This is a genomic window from Bradyrhizobium sp. dw_411, from assembly GCF_018449695.1.
Classification (GTDB): Bacteria; Pseudomonadota; Alphaproteobacteria; order Rhizobiales; family Xanthobacteraceae; genus Bradyrhizobium.
This window is the reverse complement of sequence record NZ_JAAVUY010000023.1, coordinates 71,486-90,316: the sequence shown is the minus strand read 5'-3', so window position 1 is coordinate 90,316 and position 18,831 is coordinate 71,486. Positions and strand designations below refer to the sequence as shown.

Below are 18,831 nucleotides of genomic sequence, written 5' to 3'. Positions count from 1 at the left end.
GACGAGAAGTTTGCAAATCGCGTGAGGCTTGCGCGCAGGCGGCAACATGACGCGGCTAAAGCAGGTTCCATGGGGCCGCAACCCCGGGCGCGAGGAGGCGCGGGGGGTGGTCGTCAGGCTGCGTTATGCGGCGCTGGTAATGCTGCCGGTCAGTTGCGGACGGTGATGCAGGAGATGTCGCTGTGCTTCAACGTCCGGCACACCGCTTCGGCCTGATCGCGATCGAGGCCGGCGAAGCGGGCCCGGAACAGCTTTCTTTCGCCCTTGGCGACGACGGGCTCGGTGAACGGGTCGGCTTTGTTGAGCAGGCCGTGGGCCTGACTGCGTGCGGCCTCGATGCGCTGACGGGCTTCGCTTTCGCTTTCCAGCGCGCCGACCTGAATGATCCATCCGGTGTGGGTGGCTTCGGGCTTGATGGCGCCGTTCTGCTGAATGGTCTGGGGCTGCTGCGAAGCGCGCGGAGCCGGGTCGGCGTAGGCCATCGCCTGGGTGGGGGGCGCGGACGGAACGCTAGAAGCCGGCAGTACGCCGAGCACGCCGTTTCCGGTGCCGTGGTTCGCCGGTTGCGGCGGCATGCTGGATTCAGGCTTGCTGATCTCGGCCTTGTTGATTTCAGCCTTGTTGATCTCAGCCTTGGCCATCACCGCGCTCGAGGTCTCCGGTACGTCCTGGCGCGCCGAGATCGTATTGGTGACGGGGGTTGAGGGCTGTGCGGAGCCTGCCGACGCCAGCTTGACCTGTCCGGCCTTGATCTGGACGGTCTTTACTTTAACGGGCTTCATCGGTTCGGACGAACCGGGGATCGCCGCGATCGACTGGGTTTGAATGACGCCATTGGTCAGCGGCGCGGGTTCGGACCTGGCATCGGATTTGGCGTCAAATCGGGTGTCGGATTTGGCCGGTGGCGGCATTGCCGCGGTGGCGGCTGCCACGACGTTTCGCAGGGTGGGAGTGGTCGAGCGGACCGGCGGCGGTGCGGCGGGTTCGACCGGCACGGCCTGGACAGCGCCCTGAACCTGAACCGTCGCCGGCTGGGTCGCGGCTTCAACTTCCGCCACATCGGCGTTGGCTTCGGAAGGATTGCGCTCGGTGATCGCGGCAACGGTCCGCTTGGTCGAGGCCTTTTCGAGGTTTTCCGCAAGCAGGCCACGCATGATGGCGTCGCGCGAACCGCCGCTGCGGCCGCCCATCACCACGCCGACCAGATGGCGGTTACCCCGGCGCATCGAGGTCACGAGATTGAAGCCGGACGCGCGGGTGTAGCCGGTCTTGATGCCGTCCACGCCCTCGACGGTGCCGAGCAGGTGATTGTGGTTGGCGATCGAATGGCCGTGATAGTTGAATGCGGTGGTCGAGAAATAGCGGTAATAGCGCGGGAAGCGGTCCTGGATGGCGCGGCCGAGGGTCGATTGATCGCGCGCCGTGGTCACCTGATCGTCGTCGGGCAGGCCGGAGGCGTTGCGGTAGGTCGTCCGGCTCATGCCGAGGGCGCGGGCCTTGCGGGTCATCAGCTTGGCGAAATCATCTTCATCGCCGGCAATGGCTTCGGCGATTACGACGGCGGCGTCGTTGGCGGAACGCGTCACCAGTCCCTTGATGGCGTCTTCGACGCGGATGGTCTGGCCGGGGCGCAGTCCGAGTTTGGTCGGAGCCTGCTCGGAGGCGTGTTCGGACACGTCCATTTCGGTGTCGAGCTTCATCTTGCCGGAGTCGAGGCGCTCGAACAGCAGATAAAGCGTCATGATCTTGGTCAACGACGCCGGATGGCGGCTTCCGTCGGGATTGTTGGAAGTCAGCGTTGCGCCGGAATTGCCGTCGACGATGATGGAGGAGAATTGCGGGCTGTAGCTTTCCTGCGCTTCGCTGTGATGGCGCGCATGATGCCGGTAATGCCGGTAGTGGCGCGCGTCGGCGGCATCGGTGGTGAAGGCGAGCGCGGTAGTGACCGTTACGAACCCGAACGCGCAAACCCGCAAGCGCGAGGAAGCCAAGGTTGTGCGAAGCATGAACTTCCCCGTCCCAATTTCTGTCTTGATCACCGGTTCGTGAGGCCAAATTATGCCCAACGGTCGCTGATGTTTGCCTGCTCAGACGCCTGGTCGCCGCATAAGTTACTGCCCGACCGGCCGATCAGTCCGCTATTCTAGCTAAGACGCTGTACACAAACAGTTTTCGGATAGCCGCCCGGAACCGGGCAGGCCAGGAATCAGGTTAGGTGGCCGGAGTTTCCAAAAGATTAAGAAAGGCTTGCGTAACACCCCGGGATTCGATGCAAAAAGTGGCAGGAATTTGTGCGTCGCACAAAATAATTGACTTTATTGTGCATTGCACTATATTGGGGAAGGTCAGGGGGCCGGGACCTCCCGGCAGATCAACGAGACATCAGTCTGGGAAAGGACTCCTTTACATGGTCAAAATTGAAGACATTCAGCAGTACGGCAAAGAGCATTTCGACACGGTCGTTGCTTCCGCGACGACCCTGCAGACCGGCTTTCAGGCGATCGCCAGCGCCTATGGCGACTACACCAAGAAATCCTTTGAAGACACCAAGTCCTTCGCCGAGAAGCTGTCGGGCGTGAAGTCGCTGGACAAGGCGATCGAAGTGCAGACCGAATACGCGAAGTCCGCTTATGAGACTTTCGTGGCCGAGTCGCAGAAGATCGCCGGCCTTTACAGCGATCTCGCCAAGCAGACCTTCAAGCCGATCGAAGGCATCGTCGCGAAGTTCACCCCGGCCGCGCACTAAGCTGTTTTGACGCGTTTTCCTTACCCGACCGGGAAAACGCTCTGACGGGAACCTGCTATTCCGAAATTCAAAGCCCGGCGCTCATCCGCCGGGCTTTTTCTTGTTCTAAGAGCGCCCGGCTATCAGCGCTTTGTCAAATCCACCGGGATTGACTAACCTCCTGGGGTCGCCGGGCCGGGAATCGGGTCCGTCGCAAGTGCTTTTGACCGGTATCTGCGCGCTTGCGGCGAACCGAAGCTAGACCCATATTCCTGTCATCGATCCAGTCGATGGGTCAGGCCGTTCGGGCGCGGCGATCTGGAAGGTCTGCGGGATGCTTCGATGGCGACGTCGGAGAAAGACACCCGGCGGCAGCTCCAGTTTCAAGTCCAGTTTCAAGTCCAGTTTTCCTGGGGATTCCGAACGCCTGTGCCATGTTGCCATTAACTTTCAAACCTGATCCGTCCGTGCCATCAGCCGCCGCATCTGCCCCGCGAATGGGCAACGAAGAGAATCCTGCCGGCGGGACCGGCGGTCCGGCCACATCCGTCATCGCCAAGGTCAAACCCAAGACCAAGAAACCGAATCTCTATCGTGTGCTGATATTGAATGACGACTACACCCCGATGGAATTCGTCGTTCACGTTCTAGAGAAATTCTTTCAGAAGGACGTCGAAGCCGCGACCAAAATCATGCTTCATGTCCATCATCATGGCATCGGGGAGTGCGGCGTATTCACCTACGAAATCGCCGAGACCAAGGTGACGCAGGTGATGGATTTTGCACGCAAGCACCAGCATCCCCTGCAATGCGTGATGGAAAAGAAGTGACGTCGCGCGCGACCCACCAGAATCGGAACGGGTTTTGCATCGATCCAGTGTGGATGACGGCTGCCCGCCGGCAGAACTTAACGAGTTGCGGGAACCGGTCTTTCACCACGATCGGACGTACCTATATGACAGACGAAATGACAAAGGTTGTTGTTGCCTGACCGGCCAACGGCGATCATGATGGCCGGGGGCCACAGAGGACGCGAATGCCTACTTTTTCCCAGAGCCTTGAACAATCCCTGCACCGAGCGCTGGCGATTGCAAACGAGCGTCACCACCAATATGCGACGCTTGAACATCTGCTGTTGTCGCTGATCGACGACTCCGATGCAGCCGCTGTCATGCGCGCCTGCAGCGTCGATCTCGACAAGCTGCGCACCAGTCTCGTCAACTATCTCGAGACCGAGTTCGAAAACCTGGTGACGGATGGCGCCGATGACGCCAAGCCGACCGCGGGCTTTCAGCGCGTGATCCAGCGTGCCGTGATTCACGTCCAGTCATCCGGCCGTGAGGAAGTCACGGGCGCCAATGTGCTGATCGCGATTTTCGCTGAGCGCGAAAGCCACGCCGCCTATTTCCTGCAGGAGCAGGACATGACCCGTTACGACGCGGTCAACTACATCAGCCATGGCATTGCCAAGCGGCCCGGGGTGTCGGAAGCGCGCCCGGTGCGCGGTGTCGACGAAGAAACCGAGACCAAGGGCAATGAGGATTCCAAGAAGAAGGGCGAGGCGCTCGATACTTACTGCGTCAACCTCAACAAGAAGGCGCGTGACGGCAAGATCGATCCGGTGATCGGACGGAACGCAGAGATCAATCGCGCCATCCAGGTGCTGTGCCGCCGCCAGAAGAACAACCCGTTGTTTGTTGGCGAGGCCGGCGTCGGCAAGACCGCAATTGCGGAAGGACTCGCCAAGCGCATCGTCGACAGCGAAGTGCCGGAAGTGCTGGCCGCGGCGACCGTGTTCTCGCTGGACATGGGTACGCTGCTCGCCGGAACGCGCTATCGCGGCGACTTCGAGGAGCGGCTGAAGCAGGTGCTCAAGGAGCTGGAGGCGCATCCGAACGCCATCCTGTTCATCGACGAAATCCACACCGTGATCGGCGCCGGCGCCACCTCCGGCGGCGCGATGGATGCATCCAATCTGCTCAAGCCGGCGCTCGCATCGGGCACCATCCGCTGCATGGGCTCGACCACCTACAAGGAATACCGCCAGCACTTCGAGAAGGACCGCGCACTGGTGCGCCGGTTCCAGAAGATCGATGTCAACGAGCCGACGGTGGAGGATGCGATTGCGATCCTCAAGGGCCTCAAGCCGTATTTCGAGGACTATCACCGGCTGAAATACACCAACGAGGCCATCGAGGCCGCGGTGCAATTGTCGTCGCGCTACATCCATGACCGCAAGCTGCCGGACAAGGCGATCGACGTGATCGACGAGTCCGGTGCTGCGCAGATGCTGGTGGCCGAGAACAAGCGCAAGAAGACCATCGGCATCAAGGAAATCGAAACCACCATCGCGACCATGGCGCGGATTCCGCCCAAGAGCGTCTCGAAGGACGATGCCGAGGTGTTGAAGCATCTTGAACAAACCTTGAAACGTGTTGTGTTCGGTCAGGACAAGGCGATCGACGCGCTCTCGGCCTCGATCAAGCTGGCGCGTGCCGGCTTGCGCGAACCGGAGAAGCCGATCGGCTCATATCTGTTCTCGGGTCCGACCGGCGTCGGTAAGACCGAAGTCGCCAAGCAGCTTGCGGCGTCGTTGGGCGTCGAACTGATCCGTTTCGACATGTCCGAATATATGGAGCGGCATACCGTGTCGCGCCTGATCGGCGCGCCTCCAGGCTATGTCGGCTTCGACCAGGGCGGCCTGCTCACCGATGGCGTTGATCAGCATCCGCATTGCGTGGTGTTGCTCGACGAAATCGAGAAGGCGCATCCGGACCTGTACAATGTGTTGCTGCAGATCATGGATCACGGCCGGCTGACCGACCATAATGGCAAGCAGGTCAACTTCCGCAACGTGATCCTGATCATGACCACGAATGCGGGCGCGGCAGATCTGGCGCGCCAGGCCTTCGGCTTCACGCGCAACAAGCGGGAAGGCGATGACCATGAGGCGATCAATCGCCAGTTCGCACCGGAGTTCCGCAACCGGCTCGACGCGATCGTTTCGTTCGCGCATCTCAATGCCGATGTGATCGGCATGGTGGTCGAGAAGTTCGTGCTTCAGCTCGAGGCGCAGCTCGCCGACCGTGACGTCACCATCGAACTGTCGGAGCCGGCCAAGGCGTGGCTGGTCCAGCATGGCTATGATGAGCAGATGGGTGCGCGGCCGATGGCCCGGGTGATCCAGGAGCACATCAAGAAGCCGCTGGCGGATGAAGTGCTGTTCGGCAAGCTCAAGGGTGGCGGCCATGTCCGCGTCGTGCTGGTCAAGGATGAAGCCAGTGCCGACGCCGAAGCCGAGAAGATCGGTTTCGAATTTGTCGAAGGGCCGGTGACGCCGAAGCCGGAAAAACTTCCCGGCGCGCGCAAGCGCACGGTGCCGCGCAAGCCGAAGCCGAATGGTCCCAATGGCGGCGGTGGCTCAAAGGGCCCGGCCTCGAAAGGGCCTCTGGTCAAGGCGTGAGCCGCTGATCGCAGCAATAAGCCAATAAGAAAGCCGGCGTGTCGCAAGACCGCCGGCTTTTTTGTTGGCAGCGGCCCATCCTGCGGTATCAATGCATAAATTGGCACGGGGAGGGTGACGGACATGATCATCGAAAATCAGGCCATGGTGACCGATGCGGTCCTTGAAGCGGTCGCCCGTACCGAGGATCCGCGCCTGCGTGAGATATTGCAGGCGCTGGTGCGGCATCTGCATGGATTTGCGCGCGAGGTTCGCCTCACTGAGCGCGAGTTCCAGCAGGCGGCCGGGCTCATCGTGGCGATGGGCCAGAAGACGACGGCCTCACACAATGAGGTGGTGTTGATGGCGGGATCGCTGGGTATCTCCCCGCTGGTTTGCCTGCTCAACAACGGCAATAACGGCCAGACCGAAACCCAGGCCAACATGCTCGGTCCGTTCTGGCGCGACGATCAGCCCTTGAGCGCCAATGGCGATACGCTGGTGCGCTCGCCGACGCCGGGGCCGGAGCTTGTCGTTTACGGTTTTCTCAGGGATCGCGACGGGCGTCCGGTCGCGGGGGCTGAAATCGATGTCTGGCATTCGTCGCCGGAAGGGCTCTATGAGAACCAGGATCCGACCCAGGCCGAGATGAATTTGCGCGGGCGTTTTATTTCCGATGATTCCGGGCGCTTTCATTTTCGCAGTGTGAAGCCCGCGGGGTATCCCATTCCGATTGATGGCCCAGTCGGCGAACTGGTGCGGGCCACCCGCCGCCATAACTACCGGCCCGCGCATCTGCACTTCATGGTCTTCAAGCCCGGCTTCAAGACCCTGGTCTCGCAGATTTATTCGCCGGATGATCCGCACATCGATTCCGACGTGCAATTCGGCGTCACGCGCGCGCTGATCGGCGGTTACGTGCGCCATGACGAACCGTCGTCCGAATTGGGTTTTGCCGCGCCGTGGTATTCACTCGATCAGCATCTCACGTTGGAGCCTGGCGAGGCGCAGCGTCCGGTGGCGCCGATCCGCGGCAAGGTGACATCAGCTTGAACCGGACGTTCCGTCGGATCGACAAACGCCAGAACGTTCCATCGTCCAGGTGAAAGCTGACATGTTACCCAGGTTCTCCGGTGCTGCTTCCATCGCAGCCGCTTGCTTCGTTGCAATGCTTTCCAGCTCCTTTGCTGCACCGCTCAAACCCACGCCGGAGGAGCGCTACATCGCGACCCGTGACGCCGCGATCAAGAAGCTTCAGCCGATATTCGACGGCAACAACTACGAAGCCGCCAGCAAGGCAGAGGCTGTCGTCGTCGCCGATCTGACGACTCAGATGACGGCTATCCTGGGGGAACGCACTTACAAGGGATTTGGTCCAGCCAAACTCAACCTCGATACGCTATCCAAGGGCGACGAGGGATTCGGCATGCTCGATGGGCTCCGCTTCGAGGCCGAGACCGGCAAGAACGGCGAGAAGCCCGGCACCAAGGATGCCGCCGGCGAATACGTCCAGCCCAAGGCCTATATCATCGTTACGACGCCGACGATGTTTGAGCGCTGGCTGCACGGCCACAAGGATTGGTACGACAAGGGCGTCAAGAATGTGCCGCAACAGATCGGCGTGGCGCTCAAGGATGGCAGCTTCTATACCCAGGCGATTTCGACCGGCGCCGCGGTGGTCAATTTCGGCAATTTGCCGATCGCCACACCGCAGGATGCGGTGCTGGCCTACGCGATGCTGGCGGGACGAACCCAGGACGCAACGCCCGAGGCGGCGGATGAAGCGTTCGTTTCCGCTGTCACCGCGGACAGGGTTTATATCGTTTATGGATCGATAGAACCTCCGGTCAAGATCGACGCCTGTCTCGCCATCCTGGCCGATTACAATAAACGGTCGGAGCAGGCCTACGCTGATTTTCAATCCAAGAAAATCGACAAGAAGGCTTACGACAGGCTCGGCGATCTTCGTCAGCGCGGCGACGATGAATATATGCGCTGCTTCACACAGCGCGCGCCACAGCAGCCATCCTTTATCGAAGCGACAAAGCAAGCGCAGGCTTTGCTGGCTGCGGCGATGGAAAAATAGCGCCTAGTCGAACGGCGAAACTGCGGGCCGTCCGGTCTTGGTCTGCCTGACTCGTCTCACCTCCATCGGTGAGCCATCGGACTCATATTGCAGATCGTACTTCTGGCCGTTTTTATCGGTCGCGCTGCAGGAGACGCTGGACACCAGCCTCGTTGCGAAATTTCCGACCTGTTTGCACATCCCGGCGGAGAGTTCGATCTCCGCCACCGGCAGCCCATCCACCTTCGGCCGGTCCTTGGATTTCAGCAGCATGCGATCGATCGGCAGTTCGTAGAGATTGTCCTGGGGTCTGCGGCCGTTATCGCCTGAGAAGGTGATGATGTGGCTGTTGTCGGCGGGGTCGTCGAGCGCGATGACAAAATTGGCGCGGCCCTCCTCGGTTTGAAAGAAGGCCATCGCCCGGCATCCGAAATCGCGGCCCGCGACTTTCAGGATCGTGCATTTCCCCGACATCACGGCGAGAACGATGGTGACCGGTTCCGGAGGTTTCGACTCCTCGGCGCGCGCAACAAATGAAGCCGCAAGAATGGCAATAGTACAGGCCGACCCTAACAGGCGCATCTTCATGCTCGATCGAAAAGACATAAAAGCGTACCCGTAATATCAACGGTTGGAATGCCCGAAACCACCTGCTTCCTTAAATCAGTACCTGACTCCCCGAAAGCAGTGAAGCGCAATAGAGGGGTAAAAATGGCGGGGTCCCGGGGGTTTCAAAAAGCATGCCAGCGCCAAGATTGCGCCGGCTTTTGCGGGACGCTACGATTTGGTCTGACGATGGCGCGGCTGTGAGCCGGGAGAGCAATGCATCATGGCTGAAACCATCAATCTTGGTCCCCTCCAGCTCCGATTTTTCTACAGCAAGGACGAGACGGCCGGCAGTCTCGACATGTTCGAGATGACCGTGCAGCCCAACGGGCGGATGCCTATCCCGCATTATCATGAAAGCTGGGATGAGACCATTTACGGACTGACCGGCAAGACGACCTGGCGTGTTGACGGCCGGGATGTTGACCTCGACCCCGGCGAAACCGTGTTCATCAAGCGCGGTATTGTGCATGGCTTCAACAACCGGACGCAAGCGCCGGCGTCGTGCCTTTGCGTGTTGAGCCCCGGCGTATTGGGCCCGCAATATTTCAAGGATATGGCGGGGCTGCTGTCGGCCCCGACGCCTGACCCCGCGAAAATGAAAGAAACCATGCTGCGCTACGGGCTGATACCGGTGCCACCTTCGCAGGCCTGAATGGCACAGGCTTATTCTACTTAAAGGCGCGCACTATCGCATCAAGCCCGCCAGCCGCGGCAATGTCAGGCTGATAGCAGGGATGCAGATGATCAGCAGCAGTCCGGCAAACAGCGCCAGCATATACGGCACATAGGTGCGAAAGTGTTCTCCGACGCCGAGTTTGGCGAAGCGCAGCGCCATCAATAGCCCGACGCCCATCGGCGGCAGGAACAGGCCGATGCCGACGGCGGCGGTTTGCACGATGTTGAAATGGATCGGGTCGATCCCCATCGCCTCCGCGATCGGAAACACCACCGGGATCAGCACGACCGCGGCGGGCAGGCCTTCCAGCACCATGCCGAACAGGCAGCTCATCGCAGCCGTTCCGATCAGAAACAGCCAGGGATGGCCCTTCAGCGGTTCAAGCACCTGGCCCAGCAATTGCGGCACGCCGCTGACGCCCATCAGATATTGATAGACCGAGGCGACCGCGAGCAGGAACACCACGGCCGCGGTGAGGATCGCGCTGTCGTAGGCGATCTGGCCCATCTCGCGCCACGAGACGTTGCGGTAATAGAGCTTGGCGGCGAGGAAGGCATAGCCCGCGACCACCGCACCGGCTTCGGTCGCGGTGATGATGCCAAGGATGAAGCCGGCGAGGATCACAAACGGCACCACCATCGGCACCGCGGCGTGCAACAACGCATGGCCGAGGCGGTTGAGGCTCGGCCGGGAATCGACCGGCCAGTCGTTCTGGCGGGCGCGGACATACACCACGGCCATCAGGCACAGCATGATCACCACGGCCGGGACGAACCCCGCGACGAACAGCGTCACCGCCGAAGTGTTGGTAACCTGTGCGATCACGATCATGAAGATCGCCGGCGGCACCAGCATGCCCATCGCGGTGCCGGCCGCGATCAGCGAGGCGGAATCGCGCGGATCGTAGCCGGCTTTGGTCAGCGGCGGCATCAGCGCGGAGCCGAGCGCGGAGACCTCAGCCATTTTCGATCCGCAAATGTCCGAGAAGAAGTACGCCACCACGATCACGGACATGCCGAGTCCGCCCTTGACCCAGCCGATCAGGGCGCGCGCCAGCTCCACCAGCGCGTGGCTCATGCCGCAGCGTTCCATCAGATTGCCCGCAAACACAAAGGCGGGGATCGCGAGCAGCACCCAGCTTTGCGAGCCCGACACCAGCGCGGAGGAAAGCTGCTGCATCGGGTAACCGCCGATCCACAGGCCCGCGATCCCGGCCACGCCGAGCGCGAACACGATCGGCATCGAGAGCAAGATCAATACGGCAAAGACGATGGCGACTGTCGCAAGCAGCATGAAGGGTCCGTCTCAGTGCTGGGGATCGCCTTGCGGCAGCGGGGAGATCATCGTTGCGAAACCGTAGATGACGATCAAAATGCCGCCGACCACCGAGGACGCGTAGAGCCAGGCGAGATTGATCTCGAGCCCGGGCGTGGTGATGGTGCGGTTGAGCAGGCAGAGCTTGAAGCCGTACCACGCCGTGAGCGCGCCGACGCCCATGATCAGCGCGTGATTGAAGCGGTGGATCCAGAGCTGCGCGGTCTGCGGCAGGCGATGCACGAATACGGCGAGCGCGAAATGCGAACGCGACTGGATGCCGATCGCCGCACCGATCAGCGTCAGCCACGCCAGCGAGAACTCGCCGACTTCCTCGACCCAGGTAAAGGATATCGGGTCGACATCGAGCCAGTCGGTGATGGCGCCGACGAAATAGCGCAGGATCACGCCGACCAGCAAATTGACGATGGCAATGATGATCAGCGCCGTGACCGCAAATTTCGGGACGGCTGAGAGGGTACGCAGCATGCGCCAGGGAATTCCGGACAGGGATGGTTGGGGGTGGAGAAGTTAAAGAAACGGGGCCGAAGCTGTGAGCTTCGGCCTCGCTGTTGATTGTCAGGCCTTGAAGCCCTCGATCTCGTCCCACAATGCGCCGTACTGGCCCTTATAGGCCGGCCAGATCTTCTGCTGCGCCACCTTGCGGAAGGCATCGACATCGGATTCGACTACGGTCATGCCGAGCGGCTCCAGCAACAGCTTGGCCTCTTTGAAATTATCGACCGACTCCGTCGCCTGCCGGGTCTTTTCCTGCGCGGTGCGGGAGAGCTCCATCACCAGCTTCTGCTGATCGGATGTGAGCCCGTTCCAGATTTCGAGATTCATCACCGCGTTGGTCGGACCGTAATTGTGATAAGTGAGGGACGCGTATTTCGACACCTCGTAGATCTTCAGCGCTTTCATGTTGACCACCGGAAGATCGCCGCCGTCGATCACGCCCTGCTTGGCGGCGGTGACGACCTCGCCATACGCCATCGGCACCGCGTTGCCGCCGAGGCCATTGATGGTGTCGCCGAAGATCTTGGATTGCTGCACGCGGATTTTCAGGCCGCGCAGGTCCTTTGGCTCGACGATCGGCTTTTTCGCGGTCCAGAAATGGCGGAAGCCGTAATCGAAATAGCAGAGCACCTTGAGCTTGTACTTGTCCTCGATCTCGTGGCTGATCTTGTCGCCGATCCGTCCGTTGAGCATCGCGTAGGCCGACGTGTAATCCTTGACCAGATAGGGCACCAGCAACGCGCCCATTTCCGGAAATACGGTGGCGGCGGCGCCCGCCGGGCTGCCCATCGCGATGCTGCCGGACTTCACCGCGTTCATGATCTCCAGCTCTTGCGGGATCAGGGTCTTGCCGAAGAACTGCATTTCAAGCGCGCCATTGGATCGCGCGGTCAATTCCTTTGCCATCCAGTCGAACGCGACCGCAGCCGATTCCGGAACCGCGTTGATATGGGCGAACACCAGCTTCTTGGGTTGGGTCTGCGCGAAGGCCGGGGCGCGGCCGCTGGCGAGAATGCCGGCCATGCCGGCACCCGCTCGCAGAAGCGTGCGGCGACTGAAACGGACGCGGCTCGTCGGAGCTGCTCGCATCGGGAATCCTCCAAACTTTGTTTTTTTGTTTGCATTGCAGCAGCCGGACGGAAGAGACCGGCCAATCCGCTACAAAGCTTACAGCATAGCGGTCGCGTTGCCAGCGGCATGTTGACGCCTGCTGGCGGACTTGGAGGGCCCGCTCAAAAATGGAATTGCCGCGACGGGTGCGCCCGCGCCGGACTTACGGCGCTGTCTTCAGCCCGAGGTGCCGCACTTCCCAGGGCAGGATGACTTTCCTGAAAATCACCGGATCCGGCCATGCCGGCGTGCTGCGGCCCATGTGTCCGCCCACCGGGTTGATCCAGGCCTCGCGGGGTTCGCTGCCGCTATTGATGAGCAATTCGAGATCGTCGATCGGCACCTGCGTATCCTTGGTGCCGCCCACCACCAGCATCGGCGCCGCCGGCTTGCCGAGCAAATCCTGCGCCTGCAGTGACATCTTGGGCAGGAACGCGATCAACTCGTCCGCCGACTTCAGGCCGTACACAAACAGGTTCGCTGGCACCAGGTCGAACAGATATTCGCGGGTGTACATCCGGCTGCGGAAGAAATCTGGCTGGAAGGTACGATGGGTCGGCGGCGACTGCGTGACCGCGCCCAGCAGGCGCTTCGCTTCGGTACGCGCGAGCTTCGCCGCCCAATAGGCGCCAAAGCTCTGGCCGTGCACCAGGATGCGGTTCTTGTCGATCTCCGGCCGGGTCGCGAGATAATCGAGCACGCGCGAATACATCTGGTCGGCGGTCTCGTCCGCCTTGCGCGGCGCCTGTCCGGTGCCGGGACTGTCGACCGCGAAGAAGCCGATGCCTTCGGGCAACGCCGCGGTATAGGTTTCCGCGACGGTTTCCTTGCGGCTGTCGAGGCCTGAAATCGCCAGCACCAGCGGCACCGGGCGAGGGGCGTTAGCCGGCAGCCGTAAATAGCCGACGATTTCCTTGCCCTCATAGGGAATGTGCACGACCTCAAGCGGCGGATCGAAATATTTGGCGTGCAACAAATATGCATCGACGGCGCGCTGGTACGCCGCCTGTTTCCCCGCCGAGGTCGGCGAGGGCCATTGCCCGAAATAATACAGCCGCCAGGCCCGGAGGTAATTGGCGTCAGCTTCTTTCGGGTCGCTCGCGGCGCGCGCCTTGGCCATGTAGCCATCGGCGACCGCGCTCCAGGCGGCGGCCCATTCGTCGGGATCGCGGGTTTTGAGGCGGCCAAGCGCATCGCTGGCGTCGCCGGGCTGGATGCCCAGCGCGGGGTAAGCCCCAGTCTGCGCCCGGGCGAGGGTTTCGGTCTTGATTTCGTCGATGGTGCGATCGGCGGTTTGGGCCGATGCGGTTTGGCTGATGCAGCAAATAGCGGCCGAGACTAAAATCAATGAGAGTGCGCGCATGACTTCCCGAGCTTCTTCCCTGAGGCTTCTTGTTCGAAGCCTAAGGAAGACAGCCCTCGGTCCGGCGCGTCAACCCTCTAAAGACCTCAGCCCTCTAAAAGTTGTTTGATGCGGCGCTGCAACTGGCGCTTTTTTATTTCGCTTTGGCGCAGCCGTTCCTCGATATCGGAGACGGGGGCGGAGGGGGCTTCCCCATGGAAGGCAACGCCGACGAAATTATCGCGCCACCAGACGATCTTGGCCAGGAAGGAGCGACCCTTGCGCGCGATGGTCAGCATCATCTGCTCTTTGGGAAGCCGAAAGTCGCTGCTGAATTCGAGGTTGGCGCCGGTTTCGGAGATGTTGCGGACGACACAATCCCGGGACGCGCTGCTGTCGTCGGTCTTGGCGACCCCGCCAAAGATAACCTTGTCGCGCGCGCTCTGGCGTCGATCCAACATCGAATAAAACTCCCGGCAATCCACTAAAGATATTGCACTTTTACGCGGCTTTACCGCCGGTGGAACCCCGCCACCGGTAAAATGCGGCGTTAACGTAAACCGATGTCGGCTCGAGAAATCGCGATTTCCGGGAGTTTTGGGCGTTTTTGGCGGGATTTACGCCGCGGTGTCGCGCAATCCGCGCGCGATTTCCTTCTGGGCGTCGAACTCGCGCCGCCGCCGGGCCAGTTCCTCGGCGCTGAGGAGTGCGATGTTGTTGTAGTCGCGCTTCCAGGCGGCATCGGCACGCCAGCGCAGCGGGGACTGCACCGTGGTTTGCGGGCCGGGCGCGGTCTCGAGCACCCGCAGCGCCAGCTCGATCGTCCGGGCTTGCGAAACGGGGTCCTGCGGCTTGCCCGCGGAATTGCCGAGCGGAAAATCGCTGAACAGAAAGCGCGGCACCGCGGCGTGCTCGACGATGTCTTTTGCGCAGCCCATCACGACCGTGGAAATCCCGTTGGCCTCGAGATGCCGGGCGACCAGGCTGATGGTCTGGTGGCAGACCGGGCAGTTCGGCACCAGCACCGCGGCATCGACGCCGTCGGCACGGCAGCGGGCGAGAATTTCCGGTGCGTCGGTTTCGATCGTGACGCGCTGGCTGCGGTTGGTCGGTGCGCCGAAGAAACGCGGCGCGACTTCGCGGATTTTTCCCTCGCGCGCCAGCCGCAGCATTTGGGGGAGCGGAAACCAGGTGCCGCTGTCATCGGCGGTGGTGTGCACGCGGTCATAAGCGATGTGGGAAATCCGCACATCATGCGGCTTCGAAGTATCGCCGTCATAGACCGTATAGAATTTGGCGCCGCCATTGTATTTGGCGCCCGGACCCTGATCGCCCTTGGCGGCATCGAACGGGGCCGCTGTGGTGACGAGGGCAACGCGGGATTGGCTGAGCGGTTTTCGCAGCGGCTGGAACGGCGCGTCGGTATAATGCGCCCAGCGGTAGGGTGTGGTGTAACCGATCGCCGCATAATATTCGCGGGTCCGCGCCATATAGGGGATCGGCGTGTCGTCGTCGGGGGCAAAGCCGAGCAAGTCGTCTGAAGCTGCGGTCATATCCTTGCGCTCCCAAAGTCTTGCGTTCCCATAGACGCGCCATGTTTCCTAGATAGCTAGACTGCCGTGTTTCCCTGTCAAGCTTGGTCTTCCGGAAAACAGGACTGCAATGCGAATGGGTATCGCCTGGCGCACGGCGATTGGCGCTGTTGTCATGATGCTGATGTGGCCGGCTGCGCAGACGATTGCGGAGGAGGCGACGCCGGAGAGAACCGGCGGCGGGATCGCGCGTCCGAGTGTGGAAGAGCTTGCCGTTCCAAGCGAGCCGCAGAAAGTCGTCGAAGGTGCGCGCGAGAGCGACACAAGGGAGGCGATGTGCCTGATGATCGAATCGGCGGCGAAAGCCAATGATTTGCCGCTGGAGTTTTTCGCGCGCGTGATCTGGCAGGAAAGCCGCTTTCAATCCGACGCGATCGGACCGATGACGCGCCGTGGCGAGCGCGCCCAGGGGATCGCGCAATTCATGCCGGGCACCGCGAGCGAGCGCCGGCTGCTCGATCCCTTTGATCCCGTACAGGCGCTGCCGAAATCCGCCGAATTCCTCAACGAATTGCGCACGCAATTCGGCAATCTCGGGCTGGCCGCCGCGGCCTATAATGCCGGCCCGCGCCGGGTGCAGGAATGGCTCGCGGGTACCGGCTCGATGCCGCAGGAGACGCGCAATTACGTCGCCGCGATCACCGGCAATACGGTCGATGCCTGGGCTGCCGCCGGCAAGAACGGCAAGATGCCGGACAGTGCACCGAACACGAGTTGCCGCGAGTTGATGGCGCTGCTCAAGCGCGCACCCAATCCGTTCGTCACCGAACTCGAACAGCATGTGATGCTCGGCGCAGCGCGGCTGTGGGGCGTGCAGCTCGCGGCCGGCTTCGATCGTAACAAGGCGCTGGCGATGTATTCACGCGCGATGACGAAATTGCGCGGAGTGATTGGCGATCAGGATCCAAGCCTTTTGGGTTCGGTGTTCCGCAGCCGGGGCACCCGCACATTCTATCAGGTGCGCATTGGCGCCGATACGCGCCCCGCCGCTGACGATCTCTGCAACCGTATCCGCCGCGCCGGCGGCGCCTGCCTCGTGCTGCGTAACATGAACGTCAGGGGCTGACTCACATCCAGAGCCTTATCGGTTCTGATTGAATCAGAACCGGGCTCTAATTTTTGTTTTGACGCGTTTTCTTCACGCGAACCGGTATCCACTTCGCTCGAAAACGCTTCAGGCACTCGCGCTTGCATGACAGCCTTGAAGCGCCGTTCCTTGACCGCAGCCTGTTTCATCAGCGTTATGCGGGCCACGACTCAACTGTCTGGTAATCCGTGTCGCTCCCCGCCCTAGACTCCCCCCAATGGCATAGTTCCCTGCGTGCGTTCGCATGGGGCGCGCGCTCGGTCGGCTCCACGGTGCTGACGCTGGTGCTGTTCGCGACCTATATCGGTATCGGCGCGCTCGCGCATGACACGCATTTCAGCCTGGCGTGGGCGATGGCCAGCACGGCCTTTGTCTGGGCGGGGCCTGCGCAGATCATCCTGATCACGACGCTCGGCTCCGGCGCGACCGTGATCCAATCCGCGCTTGCCGTCACCGTCAGCGCCATCCGGCTGTTTCCGATGGTGGTGTCGGTATTGCCGATGATGCGCACGCCGCAAACCAAGCGGCGGCATCTCATTCTGGTGGCTCATCTGACCGCCGTCACGCTGTGGGTCGAATGCTTTCGCTTCCTGCCTCAGGTGCCGCGCGACCGGCGGATCGCCTTTATCCACGGGCTTGGCTGCGGGCTCATTTCCGTCAGCCTGATTTCGACAACGATCGGCTACAACCTCGCGGCCAATCTGTCGCAAATGTTCGGCGCCGCGATCCTGATGCTGACGCCGCTGGCGTTTCTGTTCTCCACCGCGCGTAACTGCCGCGACATATCCGATGTCGTGGCGCTGGTGCTGGGATTGGTGCTGTTTCCGGTCGCGGCACTGTTGAACAGCGGCGTCGACATTCTCGTCAGCGGCGTCACCGCGGGCACGATCGCCTATGGCGTTCATCGATGGCGGGTGCGCGCATGAGTTATGTGAGTGAGTTTTTCGGCGATTGGCATGCTCTGGCGATTCTGCTGGTCGCGGGCGTGTTCCCCAACCAGATATGGCGCATGCTCGGGCTCTGGTTCGGTAGCGGCATCGACGAAGGCTCGGAACTGCTGGTGTGGGTGAGGGCGGTCGCGACCGCCGTGCTCGCCGGCGTCATCGCGCAGATTATAGTGCAGCCGCCAGGCGCGCTGGCCAGCGTGCCCGGCGTGGTGCGTTACGCCGCGCTGGCGGCGGGCTGTGCCGCTTTCTTCGCGACGCAGCGATCGATCTTCGCCGGTGTGGTCTGCGGCGAGATTGTGATGCTGGCCGGCAAATGGTGGCTTGGCTGATCTGCACCTCGCCGCTCGCTTCGCAATTGCGGCCGATCCACAATCCGTTACTCTGCCGGAAAATGATACGGTTGAGGAAACGCCATGAATTGGCCGGCACGGTCGATCCTGATCGCGTGTCTTGTCGCTTGCGTTGCGGCGTCAGCGCAGACTCGTGCCGCTGGCGCGGCGGACTATCCGACACGCCCGATCAAGTTCGTCGTGCCCTATCCGCCGGGCGGACCCACCGACATTCTCACCCGGGTGATCGGCGATTTCATCGGCAAGGATCTCAAGCAGGCCACGGTGATCGAAAACAGACCGGGCGCGCAGGGCTCGATCGGCGCCGAATTCGTGGCGCGCGCCGATCCCGATGGCTACACGCTGCTGGTCCCGGCCGGCTCGATGATCGTGCTCAATCCGCTATTATACAAGAAGCTGTCTTACGATCCGGTCAGAGATTTCCGGATGCTGGCGCTGGTGACGGATTTTCCGGTCTTGATGGAGGTCCATCCGTCGGTGCCGGCCAAGACGATCGCGGAATTCGTTGCCTATGCAAGGCAAAATCCGGGAAAACTCAATTTCGGCTCGGCCGGGACCGGCGGCACCATTCATCTCGCGGGCGAGATGTTCAAGCGGATGGCCGGCATCGAGATGACCCACGTGCCCTACAAGGGCGCCGCGCCGGCATTGACGGACCTTTTGGCCGGCAACATCCAGGTGATGTTCGATTCCGTGAGTACCGGACTTCCGCCGGTACGATCCGGGATGTTGCGCCCGCTCGGCGTCAGTTCGGCAGAGCGGTTTCGCGAACTGCCAGACGTGCCGACCATCGCCGAGAGCGGTTATCCTGATTACCTCGTCAGCGTCTGGTATGGCGTGGTGGCGCCGGCAAACCTGCCCGAGGACGTCGCCCGGAAGCTGACGGACAGCCTCAATCGTGCGATGAACGATGAGGCCTTCCGCGCGACACTGGAAAAGATCGGCTATACTGTGTTTCGTCCGCGCAGCGCTGCGGAGGTCAAGCAGTTCATCGATGCCGATCGGGCGAGATGGTCGGCGGTGATCAAGGCACAGAATATTTCACTGGATTGA

18 protein-coding genes are annotated in these 18,831 nt (G+C 61.6%); 10 read left to right on the top strand and 8 right to left on the bottom strand.

The features are described from left to right. Positions 1–149 precede the first annotated feature (149 nt). A complete protein-coding gene (locus HB676_RS30055) occupies positions 150–2,006 on the bottom strand; it encodes a D-alanyl-D-alanine carboxypeptidase (protein WP_213742107.1) in 1,857 nt (618 codons plus the stop codon). Positions 2,007–2,407: 401 nt separating this feature from the next. On the opposite strand from HB676_RS30055, the gene HB676_RS30050 reads away from it, so the two are divergent. The 5 genes from HB676_RS30050 to HB676_RS30030 all read left to right on the top strand — a co-directional run bounded on the left by HB676_RS30050 (position 2,408) and on the right by HB676_RS30030 (position 8,253). Then, positions 2,408–2,746: a phasin family protein gene (locus tag HB676_RS30050; protein WP_213742106.1), complete on the top strand. Its 339-nt coding sequence runs from the start codon at positions 2,408–2,410 to the stop codon at positions 2,744–2,746. 476 nt (positions 2,747–3,222) lie between these two features. After that, positions 3,223–3,555, top strand: coding sequence for an ATP-dependent Clp protease adapter ClpS (clpS, locus tag HB676_RS30045; RefSeq protein ID WP_213742131.1), 333 nt, complete (start codon positions 3,223–3,225; stop codon positions 3,553–3,555). 206 nt (positions 3,556–3,761) lie between these two features. Then, positions 3,762–6,188, top strand: coding sequence for an ATP-dependent Clp protease ATP-binding subunit ClpA (clpA, locus tag HB676_RS30040; protein WP_213742105.1), 2,427 nt, complete (start codon positions 3,762–3,764; stop codon positions 6,186–6,188). Positions 6,189–6,311: 123 nt separating this feature from the next. Further along, positions 6,312–7,220, top strand: coding sequence for a dioxygenase (locus tag HB676_RS30035; protein WP_213742104.1), 909 nt, complete (start codon positions 6,312–6,314; stop codon positions 7,218–7,220). Positions 7,221–7,281: 61 nt separating this feature from the next. Next, the gene (locus tag HB676_RS30030) at positions 7,282–8,253 is read left to right on the top strand and encodes a hypothetical protein (protein ID WP_213742103.1); all 972 of its coding nucleotides are present in this window, start codon (positions 7,282–7,284) and stop codon (positions 8,251–8,253) included. Positions 8,254–8,256: 3 nt separating this feature from the next. On the opposite strand, the gene HB676_RS30025 is transcribed toward HB676_RS30030, so the two are convergent. Further along, positions 8,257–8,820 (bottom strand): hypothetical protein, encoded by a 564-nt coding sequence (locus HB676_RS30025; protein WP_346347456.1) that lies wholly within the window; start codon positions 8,818–8,820, stop codon positions 8,257–8,259. A gap of 241 nt (positions 8,821–9,061) precedes the next feature. Between HB676_RS30025 and HB676_RS30020 the strand changes: the two genes are divergently transcribed. After that, complete coding sequence (locus tag HB676_RS30020; RefSeq protein ID WP_213742102.1) at positions 9,062–9,493, top strand: cupin domain-containing protein; 432 nt, start codon at positions 9,062–9,064, stop codon at positions 9,491–9,493. A gap of 33 nt (positions 9,494–9,526) precedes the next feature. On the opposite strand, the gene HB676_RS30015 is transcribed toward HB676_RS30020, so the two are convergent. The 6 genes from HB676_RS30015 to HB676_RS29990 all read right to left on the bottom strand — a co-directional run bounded on the left by HB676_RS30015 (position 9,527) and on the right by HB676_RS29990 (position 15,355). Continuing rightward, on the bottom strand, positions 9,527–10,810 hold the full coding sequence (locus HB676_RS30015) for a TRAP transporter large permease (RefSeq protein ID WP_213742101.1): 1,284 nt from the start codon (positions 10,808–10,810) through the stop codon (positions 9,527–9,529). Positions 10,811–10,822: 12 nt separating this feature from the next. Next, a complete protein-coding gene (locus HB676_RS30010) occupies positions 10,823–11,320 on the bottom strand; it encodes a TRAP transporter small permease (protein WP_213742100.1) in 498 nt (165 codons plus the stop codon). Between the two features lie 90 nt (positions 11,321–11,410). Further along, the gene (locus HB676_RS30005) at positions 11,411–12,439 is read right to left on the bottom strand and encodes a TRAP transporter substrate-binding protein (protein ID WP_213742099.1); all 1,029 of its coding nucleotides are present in this window, start codon (positions 12,437–12,439) and stop codon (positions 11,411–11,413) included. Between the two features lie 184 nt (positions 12,440–12,623). Continuing rightward, entirely contained in the window at positions 12,624–13,823 is a 1,200-nt protein-coding gene (locus HB676_RS30000) for an alpha/beta fold hydrolase (RefSeq protein WP_213742098.1), read from the bottom strand. Between the two features lie 86 nt (positions 13,824–13,909). Continuing rightward, entirely contained in the window at positions 13,910–14,263 is a 354-nt protein-coding gene (locus HB676_RS29995; protein WP_213742097.1) for a PilZ domain-containing protein, read from the bottom strand. Between the two features lie 156 nt (positions 14,264–14,419). Further along, positions 14,420–15,355: a glycine/sarcosine/betaine reductase selenoprotein B family protein gene (locus tag HB676_RS29990; protein ID WP_213742096.1), complete on the bottom strand. Its 936-nt coding sequence runs from the start codon at positions 15,353–15,355 to the stop codon at positions 14,420–14,422. A 115-nt stretch (positions 15,356–15,470) separates the two neighbouring features. On the opposite strand from HB676_RS29990, the gene HB676_RS29985 reads away from it, so the two are divergent. The 4 genes from HB676_RS29985 (at position 15,471) to HB676_RS29970 (ending at position 18,831) form a co-directional block, all read left to right on the top strand. Beyond that, positions 15,471–16,460, top strand: a complete 990-nt coding sequence (locus HB676_RS29985; protein ID WP_249780533.1) for a lytic transglycosylase domain-containing protein — start codon at positions 15,471–15,473, stop codon at positions 16,458–16,460. A 209-nt stretch (positions 16,461–16,669) separates the two neighbouring features. Continuing rightward, the gene (locus tag HB676_RS29980) at positions 16,670–17,407 is read left to right on the top strand and encodes an AzlC family ABC transporter permease (RefSeq protein ID WP_213742095.1); all 738 of its coding nucleotides are present in this window, start codon (positions 16,670–16,672) and stop codon (positions 17,405–17,407) included. After that, complete coding sequence (locus tag HB676_RS29975) at positions 17,404–17,757, top strand: AzlD domain-containing protein (RefSeq protein WP_213742094.1); 354 nt, start codon at positions 17,404–17,406, stop codon at positions 17,755–17,757. The genes HB676_RS29980 and HB676_RS29975 overlap by 4 nt, the downstream gene beginning before the upstream one ends. Positions 17,758–17,841: 84 nt before the next feature. Further along, positions 17,842–18,831, top strand: a complete 990-nt coding sequence (locus HB676_RS29970) for a tripartite tricarboxylate transporter substrate binding protein (RefSeq protein WP_213742093.1) — start codon at positions 17,842–17,844, stop codon at positions 18,829–18,831.

Excerpts from the sequence above, each read along its gene's own strand:
- HB676_RS30010 (WP_213742100.1), bottom strand. The coding sequence starts at position 11,320 with ATGCTGCGTACCCTCTCAGCCGTCCCGAAATTTGCGGTCACGGCGCTG.
- HB676_RS30035 (WP_213742104.1), top strand. The coding sequence starts at position 6,312 with ATGATCATCGAAAATCAGGCCATGGTGACCGATGCGGTCCTTGAAGCG.
- HB676_RS29985 (WP_249780533.1), top strand. The coding sequence starts at position 15,471 with ATGGGTATCGCCTGGCGCACGGCGATTGGCGCTGTTGTCATGATGCTG.
- clpA (WP_213742105.1), top strand. The coding sequence starts at position 3,762 with ATGCCTACTTTTTCCCAGAGCCTTGAACAATCCCTGCACCGAGCGCTG.
- HB676_RS30025 (WP_346347456.1), bottom strand. The coding sequence starts at position 8,820 with ATGAAGATGCGCCTGTTAGGGTCGGCCTGTACTATTGCCATTCTTGCG.
- HB676_RS30015 (WP_213742101.1), bottom strand. The coding sequence starts at position 10,810 with ATGCTGCTTGCGACAGTCGCCATCGTCTTTGCCGTATTGATCTTGCTC.
- HB676_RS29975 (WP_213742094.1), top strand. The coding sequence starts at position 17,404 with ATGAGTTATGTGAGTGAGTTTTTCGGCGATTGGCATGCTCTGGCGATT.
- HB676_RS29990 (WP_213742096.1), bottom strand. The coding sequence starts at position 15,355 with ATGACCGCAGCTTCAGACGACTTGCTCGGCTTTGCCCCCGACGACGAC.
- HB676_RS30055 (WP_213742107.1), bottom strand. The coding sequence starts at position 2,006 with ATGCTTCGCACAACCTTGGCTTCCTCGCGCTTGCGGGTTTGCGCGTTC.
- HB676_RS30005 (WP_213742099.1), bottom strand. The coding sequence starts at position 12,439 with ATGCGAGCAGCTCCGACGAGCCGCGTCCGTTTCAGTCGCCGCACGCTT.
- HB676_RS29995 (WP_213742097.1), bottom strand. The coding sequence starts at position 14,263 with ATGTTGGATCGACGCCAGAGCGCGCGCGACAAGGTTATCTTTGGCGGG.
- HB676_RS30020 (WP_213742102.1), top strand. The coding sequence starts at position 9,062 with ATGGCTGAAACCATCAATCTTGGTCCCCTCCAGCTCCGATTTTTCTAC.
- HB676_RS29970 (WP_213742093.1), top strand. The coding sequence starts at position 17,842 with ATGAATTGGCCGGCACGGTCGATCCTGATCGCGTGTCTTGTCGCTTGC.
- HB676_RS30030 (WP_213742103.1), top strand. The coding sequence starts at position 7,282 with ATGTTACCCAGGTTCTCCGGTGCTGCTTCCATCGCAGCCGCTTGCTTC.
- HB676_RS30000 (WP_213742098.1), bottom strand. The coding sequence starts at position 13,823 with ATGCGCGCACTCTCATTGATTTTAGTCTCGGCCGCTATTTGCTGCATC.
- clpS (WP_213742131.1), top strand. The coding sequence starts at position 3,223 with ATGGGCAACGAAGAGAATCCTGCCGGCGGGACCGGCGGTCCGGCCACA.
- HB676_RS30050 (WP_213742106.1), top strand. The coding sequence starts at position 2,408 with ATGGTCAAAATTGAAGACATTCAGCAGTACGGCAAAGAGCATTTCGAC.